The sequence below is a fragment of the Nocardia sp. NPDC003269 genome (genome assembly GCF_042888005.1).
GTDB lineage: Bacteria > Actinomycetota > Actinomycetes > Mycobacteriales > Mycobacteriaceae > Nocardia.
Map to the genome: position 1 here is coordinate 909,293 of NZ_JBIAPA010000003.1, position 14,481 is coordinate 923,773.

General features: G+C 68.6%; 13 protein-coding genes and 1 pseudogene. 10 read left to right on the forward strand and 4 right to left on the reverse strand.

The window, feature by feature from the left end; translation table 11 throughout:
- Positions 1-65 precede the first annotated feature (65 nt).
- From ACFYWJ_RS24170 to ACFYWJ_RS24180, 3 genes are all read left to right on the forward strand, one after another.
- Positions 66-695, forward strand: a complete 630-nt coding sequence (locus ACFYWJ_RS24170; protein WP_355278231.1) for a HEAT repeat domain-containing protein — start codon at positions 66-68, stop codon at positions 693-695.
- A gap of 82 nt (positions 696-777) precedes the next feature.
- The gene (locus ACFYWJ_RS24175; protein WP_355278234.1) at positions 778-2,028 is read left to right on the forward strand and encodes a GGDEF domain-containing protein; all 1,251 of its coding nucleotides are present in this window, start codon (positions 778-780) and stop codon (positions 2,026-2,028) included.
- A 149-nt stretch (positions 2,029-2,177) separates the two neighbouring features.
- A complete protein-coding gene (locus tag ACFYWJ_RS24180) occupies positions 2,178-3,386 on the forward strand; it encodes an amidohydrolase family protein (protein WP_355278236.1) in 1,209 nt (402 codons plus the stop codon).
- A 71-nt stretch (positions 3,387-3,457) separates the two neighbouring features.
- On the opposite strand, the gene ACFYWJ_RS24185 is transcribed toward ACFYWJ_RS24180, so the two are convergent.
- Both ACFYWJ_RS24185 and ACFYWJ_RS24190 read right to left on the reverse strand, forming a co-directional pair.
- Positions 3,458-3,850 (reverse strand): pyridoxamine 5'-phosphate oxidase family protein, encoded by a 393-nt coding sequence (locus ACFYWJ_RS24185; RefSeq protein WP_355278239.1) that lies wholly within the window; start codon positions 3,848-3,850, stop codon positions 3,458-3,460.
- A gap of 45 nt (positions 3,851-3,895) precedes the next feature.
- Positions 3,896-4,807, reverse strand: coding sequence for a TIGR03619 family F420-dependent LLM class oxidoreductase (locus ACFYWJ_RS24190; RefSeq protein ID WP_355278241.1), 912 nt, complete (start codon positions 4,805-4,807; stop codon positions 3,896-3,898).
- Positions 4,808-4,961: 154 nt separating this feature from the next.
- Here ACFYWJ_RS24190 and ACFYWJ_RS24195 point away from each other — a divergent pair, with 154 nt between their 5' ends.
- The 6 genes and pseudogenes from ACFYWJ_RS24195 (at position 4,962) to ACFYWJ_RS24220 (ending at position 11,689) form a co-directional block, all read left to right on the forward strand.
- Entirely contained in the window at positions 4,962-6,215 is a 1,254-nt protein-coding gene (locus ACFYWJ_RS24195; RefSeq protein ID WP_355278244.1) for a CaiB/BaiF CoA-transferase family protein, read from the forward strand.
- Positions 6,212-7,012, forward strand: coding sequence for an enoyl-CoA hydratase-related protein (locus ACFYWJ_RS24200; protein WP_355278247.1), 801 nt, complete (start codon positions 6,212-6,214; stop codon positions 7,010-7,012). The genes ACFYWJ_RS24195 and ACFYWJ_RS24200 overlap by 4 nt, the downstream gene beginning before the upstream one ends.
- Entirely contained in the window at positions 7,009-7,725 is a 717-nt protein-coding gene (locus ACFYWJ_RS24205) for a TetR/AcrR family transcriptional regulator C-terminal domain-containing protein (RefSeq protein WP_355278249.1), read from the forward strand. Before ACFYWJ_RS24200 ends, ACFYWJ_RS24205 begins: the two co-directional genes overlap by 4 nt.
- 14 nt (positions 7,726-7,739) lie before the next feature.
- Positions 7,740-8,759: pseudogene (locus tag ACFYWJ_RS24210) on the forward strand (AMP-binding protein); the annotation flags it as partial.
- Positions 8,760-8,921: 162 nt separating this feature from the next.
- On the forward strand, positions 8,922-10,472 hold the full coding sequence (locus ACFYWJ_RS24215; RefSeq protein ID WP_355278556.1) for a class I adenylate-forming enzyme family protein: 1,551 nt from the start codon (positions 8,922-8,924) through the stop codon (positions 10,470-10,472).
- The gene (locus ACFYWJ_RS24220; protein ID WP_355278251.1) at positions 10,469-11,689 is read left to right on the forward strand and encodes a CoA transferase; all 1,221 of its coding nucleotides are present in this window, start codon (positions 10,469-10,471) and stop codon (positions 11,687-11,689) included. Before ACFYWJ_RS24215 ends, ACFYWJ_RS24220 begins: the two co-directional genes overlap by 4 nt.
- A 26-nt stretch (positions 11,690-11,715) precedes the next feature.
- Here the strand turns inward: ACFYWJ_RS24220 and ACFYWJ_RS24225 are convergent, their stop codons facing one another.
- Positions 11,716-12,570 (reverse strand): CoA ester lyase, encoded by an 855-nt coding sequence (locus tag ACFYWJ_RS24225; protein ID WP_355278254.1) that lies wholly within the window; start codon positions 12,568-12,570, stop codon positions 11,716-11,718.
- Positions 12,571-12,786: 216 nt separating this feature from the next.
- On the opposite strand from ACFYWJ_RS24225, the gene ACFYWJ_RS24230 reads away from it, so the two are divergent.
- Positions 12,787-13,659, forward strand: coding sequence for a TetR/AcrR family transcriptional regulator C-terminal domain-containing protein (locus ACFYWJ_RS24230; protein WP_355278256.1), 873 nt, complete (start codon positions 12,787-12,789; stop codon positions 13,657-13,659).
- An 11-nt stretch (positions 13,660-13,670) separates the two neighbouring features.
- On the opposite strand, the gene ACFYWJ_RS24235 is transcribed toward ACFYWJ_RS24230, so the two are convergent.
- A complete protein-coding gene (locus tag ACFYWJ_RS24235; protein ID WP_355278258.1) occupies positions 13,671-14,471 on the reverse strand; it encodes an enoyl-CoA hydratase-related protein in 801 nt (266 codons plus the stop codon).
- Positions 14,472-14,481: the final 10 nt, after the last annotated feature.

A 14,481-nucleotide genomic window follows, 5' to 3' on the forward strand; every position in this document is an offset into this window, starting at 1 on the left:
CCAGCGGAAACTCACATTTTCACCACCATATACTTCTAAACTGTCTTGTAGTACTTCCATTTCTTATGTTCAGCGGGCGGCATGAGCAGCAGCATCAACCAGGGGCAGCTCATGCCCAGCTTCCTGTCGGCTGCGTCTTCGCACCGGCCTGCGATATCCGCCTGGCAGCAGCGCAGGGCGACCACGTCATCGGGCTGCCGGAAAGCGCGGTGGCGATGCGCGGCGGCGCCGGTGATACTGAGTCGATGCCGACCCGGATATGGCAGTCGACCCCTCGACAAAGCATCGAGCGCGAGTGCCGGCGCCGTGGGCGAACCGCCTTCGTCGAGGGCTGCAGTCGAATGCTGGACGGCGACGACTCCGACATCGGTCTCGTTGTCGCACTTGGTGGTCCCCTGGGGCAGGACTTGATCGACCGCGGCATGCCGGCCCACCAACGGTACTGGCTACGCGTCTGGGCCGGCCGCGGCTTGTTCTGGGTATGGGGAGACGAGGCATTTCCGTACTTGGCCGAGGCCGCAGAAGACGAGCACTGGCGGGTTCGCGAATGGGTGGCCAAGGTGATCGGTAAGCACGGCCTGACTGAAGCAAAGCCAGTTCTGCGTCGTTTGATCGAGGACTCGACGCCCCGGGTGAGTACCGCCGCGCGTCGGGCGCTCTGTGCACTCGACGATCTTCCAGAGCCACCCAACTAAGCCGATCGGCCCCGCTCGGCAGGATTCACAGTCGCGTAGTGAGGCTGCGCAATCGGCTGGGCACGCAGTGAAGACGTCGACTGTGGGCCGCGACACACACGCACGGGTCGGGCATGAATCGGTGCGGCCTAGACTACTGCCGATGAGCTGGTGGGATTTCCGGACTTCTCCCAAACGGCGCGAGCGACAGTCGGCAACGCGGTCGGGGACCGAGGGTGGGGCGATGACGGGCGGCGGCATGCTGCGCGCCTGGTGGAAGGACCCGGTCGACTACCGATGGCTGGTCTGCACCCTGGCGGCTCGGTCGGCTCTGGGGCCGCTCAAAGTGCTGATCGGCGGGGCTGGAGCGGCAATCGCGGTGATGGGCGCGGTGATCGCGGGAACCCCGGTAGGTCCGCCCGGCGATCCCGGTATCGCCTCGACGATCGGCGTGCTGTCCGGGACGCTGTGGGCGGTGCGCTGGTGGCTGCTGCCGTGGCCGAACCGGACCGAGTCGCTGTTGTTGATCGCCTGTGCCGACGTGCTGTTCACGGTCGAATTCCTGCAGTTGCAGGATCGGCTGTTCGGGGCGATGGGCACGGTTCTGCTCCTGGTCACCGGCAGCTACCTGAGCTTCTTCCACAGTGCGCGGGCGCTGGCCGTGCACTCGGCCTGGTCGGTGCTGTCGGTACTGGTGTTGTCGGTGCGCATCGCCACCGGCGGCGGCGATGTCCACCTGGCGGTCGCGGTCGCACTCCTCCTCGCGTCGGTGGCCGGCGCGATGCCCGCATACCAGCTCCTCTACTGGCTACTACGCTCCGAGTCGCTGTCGGACCCACTGACCGAACTGCTCAACCGCCGAGGTCTGGAGAACCGGCTGCCGCAACTGATGGACCGCAATCCCGCGATCTGTGTCATCTGTTTCGACCTCGACCGGTTCAAGAACGTCAACGACACCTGGGGACACGGCATCGGCGACACCGTCCTGGAACGAACCGCGCGCCGCTTGCGCGACGCCGCCGGTGCGCTGGCGGTGGTGGCACGCACCGGCGGAGAGGAATTCGTAGTGGCCGCCCCGATCGCCGCAGCGGCCGCTCGAATCGAGGCCGAGCGGTTGTGCCGAGTGGTCGCCGAACCGCCGGCGGCCGGTGTGGTGGTCACCGCGAGCGTCGGCGTGGCCGTCTTCGACGCGACGCTGTGCGCACAGTGCCCGAGCCCGACTCCGGACCGACTGCTGCAATCCGCTGACGCGGCGATGTACCGGGCCAAACGATCCGGCGGGAATCTGGTGGTGGTCGACGATCTCACGCCGCCGCCGAACCACCATCACGCGACCCCGGATCACCACGAGTAGCGATCACCGCCCGCCCGGCCTGGTCCGGAAACCTCGTCATCCGATGTTCCAAATGCAATACTGGAAGCGATACAGTATGACCCACCGCAGCGTCTCCGACGGTCTGCCACGAGGCCTCGACGGCGGTATCCGTAACGAAGGGACAGGGAATGACAACGCTGGACTATCTGGCCATCGACGTCGACAACCACTACTACGAATCATTGGACGCGTTCACCCGCCACCTGCCCAAGGAATTCCGGCAGCGCGGAGTGCAGATGGTCCAGGACGGCAAGCGCACCCTCGCGATCATGGGCGGGAAGGTCAATCACTTCGTCCCCAACCCGACGTTCGACCCCATCATCGAACCCGGCTGCCTCGATCTGCTGTTCCGCGGTGAGATCCCGGACGGCGTCGATCCCGCCTCGTTGATGAAAGTCGATCGCCTGGCCGACCACCCGGAATACCAGCAGCGCGACGCGCGTGTACCGGTCCTGGACAGGCAGAAGCTCGAAACCGTTTTCATGCTGCCCACCTTCGCCTGCGGGGTCGAGGAAGCCCTCAAGCACGACATCCCCGCGACAATGGCCTCCCTGCACGCCTTCAATCTGTGGCTCGACGAGGATTGGGGATTCGACCGGCCCGACCATCGGATCATCGCCGCGCCGATCATTTCGCTCGCCGACCCGGTGGCCGCGGTCGAAGAGGTCGAGTTCGTGCTGAGCCGGGGTGCCAAGATGGTCCTGGTCCGCCCGGCGCCGGTGCCCGGCGTCACGCACCCCCGATCGCTGGGCGACCCGCTGCACGACGCGGTGTGGGCCCGCTTGGCCGAGGCCGGGGTGCCTGTCGGCTTCCATCTGTCCGACAGTGGGTACCTCGCGATCAACGCGCTGTGGGGTGGCAAGGCCCAATTCGAGGGGTTCGGCAAGAAGGATCCGCTGGATCAGATCCTCCTGGACGACCGCGCGATCCACGACACCATCGCCTCGATGATCGTCCACCAGGTCTTCACCCGGCACCCGAAGCTCAAGGTCGCGAGCATCGAGAACGGCTCATACTTCGTCCATCGCCTGATCAAGCGCCTCAAGAAGGCGGCGAACACCGCGCCGTACCACTTCACGGAGGACCCGGTCGAGCAGCTGAAGAACCATGTCTGGATCGCCCCCTACTACGAGGACGACGTGAAGCTGCTGGCCGAGACGATCGGCGTCGACAAGATCCTGTTCGGCTCCGACTGGCCGCACGGCGAGGGTCTCGCCGATCCGACCACCTTCACCGCCGACATCCCGCAGTTCCCGGAGTTCTCCTACGAGGACACCCGAAAGGTGATGCGGGACAACGCACTCGAGCTGATCGGCGCGAAGGTCACGCTGGACTGACCCAGCGGACCCACCGCATCGGCGCCGCCCGTCCCAGCACCGCAACAACAGTGCTGGGACGGGCGGCCGTGTTACTTGGCCACGAACCTGGTGACGTCGAGAATCAGCACGACACGGTCGTAGACGTCGTCGGGCAGTCCGCCTCCGGCGTCACCGTAGAGTTCGTTCAGCTCCTGGTAGAACTCGCCCTTCTCGTCCCCGAGCACCGTGACCAGCCACCCCCGGGTTTCCAGGCATCGCGACGGAGCATCCGGATCCGTGATCAGGAACGAGTAGTTCGGATTCGCTTGCAGGCTGGTGAATTTACGACGCGGAATGGTGTGGCTCATCCGCAGATGCGCACCGTCCCATTTGAACCGCATCGGCGACAGATCCGGAGCACCGTGCGGCGCGACCGTTCCGAGAACACCGACGATCGGCCGCCGGAGAAGGTCCGCGAGCTCGGCTGGCACCTGTGCGGTCATGACACACTCCATCTTCGGTTCGCTGTGACGATTTCCATGGCGCGTCTACCGCGCGATCACCGAGTCCGCGAACGCCCGGATCGACCGGGCCGCGGCATCGGGACTCGTGCTGTCGGCATGCACGACGGCCCAGGTGGCGCCGCGCTTCCCGAGGTCCTCCAGGACATCTATCCCGGTCCGCACCGAGGAGCCGTCGGCGAAATCGATCACCGGGCAGACGATCTGGATGTCGACGGAGTCCGGATCACGTCCGGCGGCGGCCAGTTCGCGACGCAAACCGTCGACGCCCTCGCTGAACTCCTCGGCATTCTCGATCGCGGTCGTGCGCATCGCCGCGGCCATCCCTCGATCCGCGATGATGGGCATCCACCCGGCACCGTGCCGGATGACCCTGCGCCGGGCGGCGGCGCCGTTGCCCCCGATCCACAGCGGCGGATGGGGCCGCTGGACCGGGCGCTGGAGCCACACCGGTCCCGGCGCGCCGAAACCTTCTCCGGCGACCGGAGATCCGGGGTCGGACCAGATCCGGCACATCGCCTCGAGCGACTCGTCGAGCAGGCGGCCCCGCCGTGCGTGATCGATGCCGAGCGCGGCGAACTCCGCGCGCAGGTATCCGGCTCCGACACCGGCGATCAGCCGGCCGCCGGAGACGACGTCCAGGCTTCCCAGCGCCTTGGCCGCGAGATACGGGTTGCGGAAAGGGAGCACGTACAGGTTGGTGAGCAGCCGGATCCGCGAGGTCACGCCGGCGATGTAGCTCAGCGCCGCGATCGGGTCCAGCGTGTTGTGCCCACCGCTGTGCCGCCATTTCAGCGACGGCGCGGGGTGCTCGCTCAGCGCCACCGCGGCGAATCCGCACTCCTCGGCCGCGACCGTGAGTTCGCGAATCACCGCGGGATGCAGGAATTCCTCCGCGGCACCGGGACGCTCACCGGGGTACTCCAGAACATACTTCATCACTGACAACCTCTGCCTCACCGATCCTCGCGCCGCCGTGACGCCACACGGACACCAGACGACAGTAGCCCGTGCGGTTCTTACTACTGTATACGTTACAGTAGATACCTTCGCGGCCGATGTCACCGGCCCATCGACGCAAACGAGGTCAGCTGTGCAGATTTCCGACGAGGCAGGACCGCAAGGACCGCTGTCCGGGCTCACCGTGGTCGCGCTGGAGCAGGCGGTGTCGGCGCCGATGTGCACGCGCGTCCTCGCCGACTTCGGCGCCCAGGTGATCAAGATCGAGAATCCGGCCGGCGGCGACTTCGCCCGGCACTACGACGATGTCGTCCACGGCCTCGCCGCGCACTTCGTCTGGGCGAATCGGGGCAAGGAATCAGTCGCGCTGGATCTCAAGGATCCCGACGGCCGCGCGATCCTGCGGCGGATCCTCGAGACCGCCGATGTCTTCGTGTCCAACCTCGCACCGGGCGCGGCGGCCACCCTCGGGCTGTCGGCCGAGCGGCTGACGGCGGAGTTCCCGGAACTCGTGGTGATGGAGATCGACGGCTACGGCGCGGGCGGCCCACTGTCGCACAAACGGGCCTACGACCTGCTCATCCAGGCCGAGTCGGGCACCTGCGCGGTCACCGGCACAGCGGACGCGCCGGCGAAGCCCGGACCGCCCATCGCCGATGTGAGTTCCGGCTTGTACGCCGCGCTCACGATCCTGGCGCTCCTCTACGCCAAACGTGCTCCCGCCGGTCGATCCGCCGAGCCCGCCAGCGCGTCGGTGAGCCTGTTCGACACCGCGGCCGAGCTGATGGGCTACCACCTGACCTACACCCGCCACACCGGGGTCGACCAGCAGCCGTTGGGCATGAGTTCGCCCGCGGTCGCCCCCTACGGCGCGTACCGCACCGCCGACGGCGCGACAGTCGTCCTCGGCACCACCAACGACCGCGAATGGCAGCGCCTGTCCCGCGACCTGATCGACCGTCCGGACCTCGCCGCCGACCTCCGGTACGCCACCAATGCCGACCGGGTGCGGCTGCGCGACGAACTCGACCGGGAGATCGCCCGCTGGTGCGGCCGCCACGAGGCCGACGCCGTGCAGGAGCGGGCGGATGCGGCCGGTATCGGCAATTCCCGGTTCCGGACGCCCGGCGAGGTCCTCACGCATCCGCACCTGGCCGCACGCCGACGCTGGCGCGCCGTCCCGACCCCGGCGGGTCCGGTGACCGCACTGCTGCCACCACCGGTCATCACCGGCTTCGAGCCGCCGATGGGCGCGGTACCCGCACTGGGTGAGCACACCGAATCCGTGCTGGTAAGAGCGGGTTTCACGCCGGACGAGATCGAGGAGTTCCGCAGCCGGGGCGCGCTCGGGCCCGCCGGGAACAACGACGAAAGGACGATCCAGTGACCGCAGAACCCACCTTGCTCATCGAACAGACCGACGGGGTGTGCACTCTGACGCTGAACCGCCCGCACCGCAAGAACGCGATCAGCTTCCCGCTGTGGCACGCGCTGCGGGCAGCGCTGAGCGACATCGCCGGAGACGACACGGTCCGCGCCGTGGTCCTCACCGGCTCCGGCGAAACATTCTGTGCCGGTGCCGATATCGCCGATGCCGAGGGCATGGACGAATTCCCCGATCCCCGCGCGGAACTCGCGACCATCAACGACACCGTGCGCCTGCTGCACGAACTGCCGGTGCCGACCCTGGCCAAGGTTCGCGGCGTCGCCGTCGGCGCGGGCTGGAACCTCGCGCTGGCCTGCGATCTCGTGATCGCGACACCGGAGACGCGGTTCTGCCAGATCTTCGCCCGCCGGGCGCTGTCGCTGGACTGTGGTGGCTCCTGGCTGCTGCCCCGACTGGTCGGCCTCCAGCAGGCCAAACGCCTCGCCTTGCTGGCGGAGATGATCGACGGAACGCAAGCCCTCGAACTGGGCTTGGTCACCTGGCTGCACACCGCAGACACGATCGACGGCGTCGCGACCGAGTTGGCCCAGCGCCTCGCCGCCGGTCCGCCGTTGGCGCTCCGGCAGACCAAGGACCTGCTCAACACGGGTACCGGTCGAACCCTGCTGGAAGCCCTCGACGCCGAAGCGTCGGCGGCGAGCGCCAATCTCGCGGGACCGGACGTGCTCGAGGCCTTCGCCGCCTACGCGGAGAAGCGCGAACCGCGCTACACCCGCGCCCCGGAAGTCACCGCGTGAGCGGCCGTCAGGGAAGCGCACCGCGACGCAGGCGCGAACGTGGCTCCCTCAATCCGGAGGACATCATCGACGGCGCGTTCGAACTGGCCGAGCAGGTCACCGTCGACGGCCTGAGCATGCCGCTGCTGGGCAAACACCTCGATGTCGGGGTGACCAGCATCTACTGGTACTTCCGCAAGAAGGACGATCTGCTCAACGCGATGACCGACCGCGCGCTGCGCCGCTACCTGTACGCGGTGCCCTTTCCCTCGGTCGAGCCGCACAATTGGCGGGATTCGCTGGCCCGGCACGCGCGGATCATGCGCCGCACCTTTCTCGACAACCCGATCCTGTGCGACCTGGTCCTGATCCGCTCGGCGCTGAGCCAGCACGCGGCGCGACTCGGCGCCGAACAGGTGGAGCGGACCGTGGCGAACCTGGTCAGCGCCGGGTTGTCGCTCGACGACGCGTTCACCGTCTATTCGGCGGTCAACCTGCACGTCCAGGGATCGGTGGTGCTCCAGCGCCTGCACGACAAGAACCAGGAGCTGGGCAGCGAGGCCGCCGCGTACTACGACGTGATCCGGATCGAGCCCGAAACGACACCGCTGCTCGCCGCGGCCATGGCGGAGGGACGCCGCTCCGGCGCACCCGACGACCACAACTTCGAGTGGGGTCTGGCCTCGGTGCTCGACCGCGCCCAGCAGGCCATCGCCACGCGAAGCAGCCCTTAGACAGGAGAACCTGGATGGAAGGCGGTACCGAGGTGGAGCCGACACGACGAGCACCCGGCGCAGAACCCACGACACTGGGCGGAGTGCTGCGCGCGCACGCGCAAGCGTTCCCGGACCGGCCGCTGCTCGATCGGGGCGGCGAGCAATTGACCTTCGGTGCCGCGGAGCATCGTTCGGCACTGCTCGCCCGCGGTCTCGCCGGGCTCGGCGCGGGCAAGGGCGTACATGTCGGGCTGCTGTACCCGGACGGGGCGGAATTCGTTGTCGCGCTGCTCGCCGCCGCGCGCATCGGAGCCGTCGCCGTCCCGCTACCCGCCTCCGCCGGCCCCGTCGAGATCCGGAATCTGATGGCCCACAGTGATGCCCGGATCCTCCTGCGGGCGCGGGAAGATCACCTGCCGAGTGCGGCCAGGGTGGTCTCGGAGGCCCTGTGCGGCGCGGAATTCGACGCCGAGGGGAGGTGGTATTGCACGGCGGCACCACAGTTGCGCCACGTGATCACCGACAGCACGACACCGGCGCGGTACGCCCCGGACGTCCACCGATGGGCCGACGACGTCGACGACCAACAGCTCGCCGCGCTCGAAGACGATGTCCATGGCGCTGATCCGCTGTGCCTGCTCTATCTGCCCTCGACCGACTCGCTCACCGGTGCCGTGCATACCCATGGCTCTCTGCTCGGTGGTCATCGCGTGCGCAACCGGACGGGTGGGCTGACCGGGGAGTCGGTGCTGCGTACCGATCACCCGATTCCCTCCCCCGCCGGAATCCTGTCCGGGTTGCTGCCCGCCGTGCTCGCCGGCGCGACGCTGCAACGTCACAGCCTCGGCGCTCCCACGCAGGCCCCCGCCAGTTGCTCCGAGGGGCCGGGCTCGATCGAAGCGGGCGGTTCGGTTCTGTGGCACGGGGACGAGCGCCGAGCCGTCGGAATGCCGATGCCGGGCTTCGATACAGCGGTCCTCGACCCCGATACCGGCGCCGAGGTCGATTCGGGAGTGGTCGGCGAGTTCTGTTTCCGCGGACCGTTCGTCATGCAGAACTACCATCGGCGAAGCCGTGAGGAGTGCTTCGATCCCGACCAGTGGTTCCACACAGGCGAACTCGTCCATCGCGACGATGACGGCGTATTCCACCCGGTGGGTCGCGGTATCGAGCCGTCACCGCGGGCGCACCCGGGCGAGCATCCCGCCACGACCATGGACCGGCTCGTCCGCGATCGGGCCGAGAGGTTCGGCGGTGTTCCGGCGGTGATCGAACCCGGTGGCCGGCTCACCTACGGCGAGCTCGACTCGGCGACAAGGGAACTCGCCGCCGTGCTCGTCGATTCCGGTGTCGGCAAGGGAACCAGGGTGGGGCTGCTCCTGCCCAACGGCATCGATTGGGTCCGGATCGCTGTGGCGCTCACCAGGATCGGTGCGACCCTGGTCCCGTTGAGCACGCTGCTGCGCCCGCCGGAGTTGCGTGCCCAGCTGCGCGTCGCCGCGGTCCGGATCGTGGTGACGGTGCCGGAGTTCCGCGGCCGGAACTATCTCGACGATCTCCCACCGGCTCACCAGGACGGCGCGGTCGCACCCGATTCGTCGCTCCCGGCGCTCAGGCAGATCTGGACCGCGGATCGGCTCCTGACCGCGAAGCCGACCGGCAGGGCGGTCCGAATCTCCACAGCCCTGGCCGAATCCGTGTCGGCTGCCGATACCTTCGCCATCTTGTTCACGTCGGGAAGCCGGGGCATGCCCAAGGGAGTCCTGCACTCCCACGGCAGTGCTTTCGGCGCCGTCCGGGCCGGCCTGTCCGCCCGCGCCATCGACGCGAGCACCCGCCTCTACCTGCCGATGCCGTTCTTCTGGGTCGGTGGCCTCGGCGGCGGCGTGCTCTCGGCACTGCTCGCCGGTGCCACGCTCGTCACCGAAGCCGTCCCCCACCCGCCGGCTACCCTCGAGCTGTTGCGCAGGGAACGGGTGACGCTGTTCCGTGGCTGGCCCGAGCAGGCCGAGGCCCTTGCCCGGGTGGCCGAGACCGACGGTGTCGCCGTCACGACGCTGCTGCCGGGCAGCCTGGACGCGTTGCTGCCCGCCGAGCTACGGCCCAGACCCGGTGCGCGCGCCAACCTGTTCGGCATGACCGAATCGTTCGGCCCGTACAGCGGGTATCCCGCGCATACCGATATGCCCGCGTCGGCCTGGGGCAGCTGCGGGCAGCCGTTCGCCGGGACACAGCTCCGGATCACCGACCAGGACACCGGATCCGCGGTGCCTGCCGGCGACGTGGGTGTCATCGAACTGCGCGGACCTCATCTGCTGCGCGGGATGTGCCTGCGCGAGCGCGCCGAATTCATGACACCGGACGGCTTCTACCGCACCGGCGACCTCGGCCGTGTCGACGACCGGGGCTTCCTCTTCTATCACGGCCGTGCCGACGACATGTTCAAGGTCAGCGGCGCGACGGTGTATCCCAGCGAGGTGGAGCGGGCGCTGCGCGGTCTCGACGGCGTCATCGATGCGTGCGTGACCGATGTCGCGGGCGAACAGGGCGCACGCGTGGGCGCGCTCGTGGTCTGCGACAGCTCGGCCACGCCGGACGGACTGCGCGCCCAAGTCCGGGAGTCGTTGAGCGCCTTCAAGATACCCACGGTGTGGGTGCTGACGGATTCGCCCGAGCGGATACCGCGCGGCGCGACCGGCAAGGTCGACATCCGTGGTCTCCGCACCCTGCTGCAGTCCCCCCAGCCGGAAGGAGCTGGTCGGTGAGCGAGGATCAGCAGTCCGCGACACAGCCCTTGGCCGGGGTCCGGGTCGTCGAGATCTCCAGCTTCGTGGCTGCACCGCTGGCCGGGATGACTCTGAGTCAGCTCGGCGCCGAGGTCATCCGGGTCGACCCGCTCGGCGGTGCCGCCGATGTCCACCGGTGGCCGTTGACCGATGACGGCGCCAGCATCTACTGGACGGGCCTGAACAAGGGCAAACACTCGGTCACCGCAGATCTCCGATCGCCGGAGGGACAGCAGCTGATCAGCCGGCTGATCACGGCCGGTGGCCCCGCGGGCGGAATCCTGCTGACCAACGTGTCCGGCCGCGACTGGCACAGCCATGCCGCCTTGGCCGCCCTGCGGCCCGATCTGATCCATCTCGAAATCCTCGGCCGCGCGGACGGGTCGACCGCCGTCGACTACACCGTGAACGCGGCCACCGGCTTCCCCCTCGTCACCGGACCGGCCGACCACGCCGAACCGGTCAATCATGTGGTGCCCGTGTGGGACCTGCTCTGCGGCCTGTACGCGGCGCTCGCGATCACCGCCGCGGTCCGGCACCGCGACGCCACCGGGGAGGGCAGCCGGATCTCGCTGCCACTGGAGGACGTCGCCCTGGCCACCGCGGGCAACCTCGGGTTCCTCACCGAGGCCATGGTGTGCGAGCGCACCCGCCCCCGGCTCGGCAACGCCGTCTACGGCCAGTTCGGCGGACATTTCACCGGAACCGACGGCGCGACCTTCATGGTGGTGGCACTGACCGCCCGGCACTTCCGGGATCTCACCGAGCTCACCGGAACCGGCCACGTCGTCGACGCGCTCGCCGACGCGCTCGCGGCCAACTTCGCCGACGAAGGAGATCGCTACCGTCATCGCGAAGCACTCACCGGTCTCTTCACCCCGTGGTTCCGTACCCACACCGGCGCGCAGATCGCCGCCGGACTGGCGGGGACATCCGTGCTGTGGGAGCGTTACCGGACCTTCGGTGAAGTCGCCGCCGACCCGAAAGTCACCGCCAATCCCCTGTTCTCGCCCCTGGATCAGCCCGGCATCGGCACCTATCTCGCGCCCGGCGCACCGGTGTCGATCAACGGGACGCACCTGCCCGCCCGGATCGCTCCGGCGCTGGGTCAGCACACCACCGCGGTCCTGCGCGACCTGATCGGGCTCTCCACCCCGTCCATCACGGAATCGCGGAAGGCAGCGGCCGATATCTGATCCGCGCGCCCGAGCGGACGACCCGGTCAGCTCGGGCGTCGCCGCGAGAGCAGCGCCTGGGCCCGGGCGAGGTGCGGCCGGTCGAGCAGGGCACCGCGATGGCCGATCGCCCCGGCCGCGGGGTCGGCGGCGAACAGATCCACGATCTCCTGGGCGGCGGCCAGTTCGGCCTCGGTCGGCGCGAACGCGTCGTTGATGATCTCGACCTGGTCCGGATGGATGGCCAGCATGCCCCCGAAGCCGTCCTGCCTGGCACGGAGGCAGCGCGCCCGCAGCCCGGCGGAGTCGCGGTAGTCGGCGTGGATGGTGTCGACGGCGACCGCGCCGGCGGCAGCGGCGCCGAACAGGCACAGGCTGCGCGCCGTCTCGAGGACCGGACCGAACCGTCCGTCGGCGCCGCTCACCGCCGCCGCGCCGATCTCGGCCGCGAGATCGGCGACACCCCAGGTGACCGCGGCCAACCGGGGCGCATCTCGATAGGTCCCCATGGTGTGCACCGATTCGGCGGTCTCCGGGGCCAGCGCGACGACCGCGGTGTGTCCGGCCGGTGTTCCACCCGCCACTTCCAGAGCGGATAGATAGTTGTCCAGTGTCCGCAGGTCCTGGCCGCCACGAGTTTTGGGCAGCATGATGCCGCCGGGCCGGGCGGGCAGCACCGCCGCCAGGTCGGTCAGGGTGTGCGGGCTGTCGAAGGGGTTCACCCGGACCCACAGCCGCCGCCGCTCCGCGACGGGGCAGTCGGCCAGGAATTCCGCGCACTGGGCGCGTGCGTGGGCTTTGCGATCCTGGGCCACCGCGTCCTCGAGATCGAGGATCACGATATCGGCCGCGCTCGCCGCGGCTTTCGTCGTCTTCCGCTCGCTGTCGGCGGGAGCGAACAACCACGATCTCCGTCCGAGGTCGGCACCTGCGCCGCGCGCTCCACTGAATATCATCCCGTGAATGTTACTGTATTTATTTCGGGCGATCACCTCCGCGGGCCACGCGCCCGCGTGCCGGGCAGCGGAAACTCCATCGGTAATGGTTACTGTGGTAAATAACAAAGGCCGCGCACCGATATAGCCCCCACACCAAAGACTCCACGAAGGTGGCCACAGATGACGAAACGAGCAACCACGGACAGGCGCCCCCGGCGCGAGCGGGGTTCCCTGAACCCCGAAGACATCCTCGACCGCGCTTTCGAGCTCGCCGAGGAGATCTCGCTGGACAACCTGAGCATGCCGCTGCTCGGCAAGCACCTCGGCGTCGGCGTCACCAGCATCTACTGGTATTTCCGCAAGAAGGACGAACTCCTCAACGCGATGACCGACCGAGCGTTGCAGCAGTACGAGAATGCCGCGCCGTTCATCGAGACCGACGACTGGCAGGACACCCTGCGCAACCACGCGCGCACCATGCGCAAGACGTTCCTGAGCAACCCGATCCTGTGCGATCTGATCCTCATCCGCGGCGCGCTGAGTCCTCGTGCGGCACAGGTCGGCGCCGTGATGACCGAGAAGGTCGTCGCCAACCTGGTCGAGGCGGGGATGTCGGTCGATGACGCGGTGGACACCTATTCCGCGGTCCAGCTGCACACGCGCGGCTCGGTGGTGCTGCAGCGGCTCTACGACAAGAACAAGGAATCCGGCGATGAACCGGGTGCGTACTACGAACACCTGCAGATCGCACCGGACACCACCCCGCTGCTGGCCGAAGCGAGCGCCAGGGGCCACCACAGCGGTGCTCCCGACGATCACAACTTCGAATACGGGCTCGACTGCATTCTCGAACGAGCGGTGCGCCTGATCGGCGCGCCCCCGAAGAAGGCCGCGGCCGAGAAAGCCGCAGCGAAGAAGGCCCCGGCAAAGAAGGCCCCGGCAAAGAAGGCGGCCGCGCAACCCGCCGCGAAGGCCACCGCGGCGAAGAAGACCACGACGACCCGGAAGACGGCCGCCCCTCGCCGTACCCGCGCGGCGGCGGGCACCGAGTAGCGACCCGACCACTACGCCAGCTCGTCGAGCCGACGGACATTCCATCGGCCGGTGAACGCCGTCTCCCGTTTCTGCGCGAACGCCGCATAGGCCTCGGGCAGATCCTCGACGGCGAAATTGACCGCCTGCGCGCGCGACTCGCCGGCCAGGGCCTCACGCAGGGATCGGTCCACACCCTCGTTGAGCAACGCCTTGGTCTGCGAGATCGCGATCGGCGGGCCCGCGGCGAGCCGCTGCGCGATCCCGTCGACGAACTCGTCGATCTCCGCCTCGGGCTTGATCCAGGTGAGCAGGCCGAGTTCGCGCGCTTCGGCCGCGTCGATCGTCTCCGCGAGCAGCGCGAGCCGCTTGGCCTGCTGGACGCCGACGAGCTTGGGCAACAGCCATGAGCCACCGCAGTCGATCGAGAGCCCACGCCGGGTGAACACCTGGGAGAACGTCGCGTCCGGTGTGGCGACGACCAGGTCGCAGCCCAGGGCCAGGTTCCAGCCTGCGCCGACCGCGACCCCGCGTACCTTCGCGACGGTAGGTACCGGCAGATCGTGCAGGAATTGGGCGACATCGGCGATCGCCCGCAGCTTCCGGAACGGCGCGGCATAGGGATCGCTGTCGACGACGTCCGCGCCCGAGCAGAAGGCACCGCCCGCCCCGGTGACGACGACGGCACCCACGCCGGGTTCGTGGGCGATCGCGTCCAGCGCACCGCGCAGCGCGTCCCACAGTTCGAGGGTGATCGCGTTCTTGCGGCTGGGCCGATTGAGCGTGAGCGTCACAACGCGGTCGTTGCGCTCACGGCGCAGAATGTCGGTCACGGGGATCGAG

Coding starts and splice junctions, on each gene's coding strand:
- ACFYWJ_RS24170 (WP_355278231.1), top strand. CDS start 66: ATGTTCAGCGGGCGGCATGAGCAGCAGCATCAACCAGGGGCAGCTCAT.
- ACFYWJ_RS24180 (WP_355278236.1), top strand. CDS start 2,178: ATGACAACGCTGGACTATCTGGCCATCGACGTCGACAACCACTACTAC.
- ACFYWJ_RS24185 (WP_355278239.1), bottom strand. CDS start 3,850: ATGACCGCACAGGTGCCAGCCGAGCTCGCGGACCTTCTCCGGCGGCCG.
- ACFYWJ_RS24190 (WP_355278241.1), bottom strand. CDS start 4,807: ATGAAGTATGTTCTGGAGTACCCCGGTGAGCGTCCCGGTGCCGCGGAG.
- ACFYWJ_RS24215 (WP_355278556.1), top strand. CDS start 8,922: ATGGACCGGCTCGTCCGCGATCGGGCCGAGAGGTTCGGCGGTGTTCCG.
- ACFYWJ_RS24230 (WP_355278256.1), top strand. CDS start 12,787: ATGACGAAACGAGCAACCACGGACAGGCGCCCCCGGCGCGAGCGGGGT.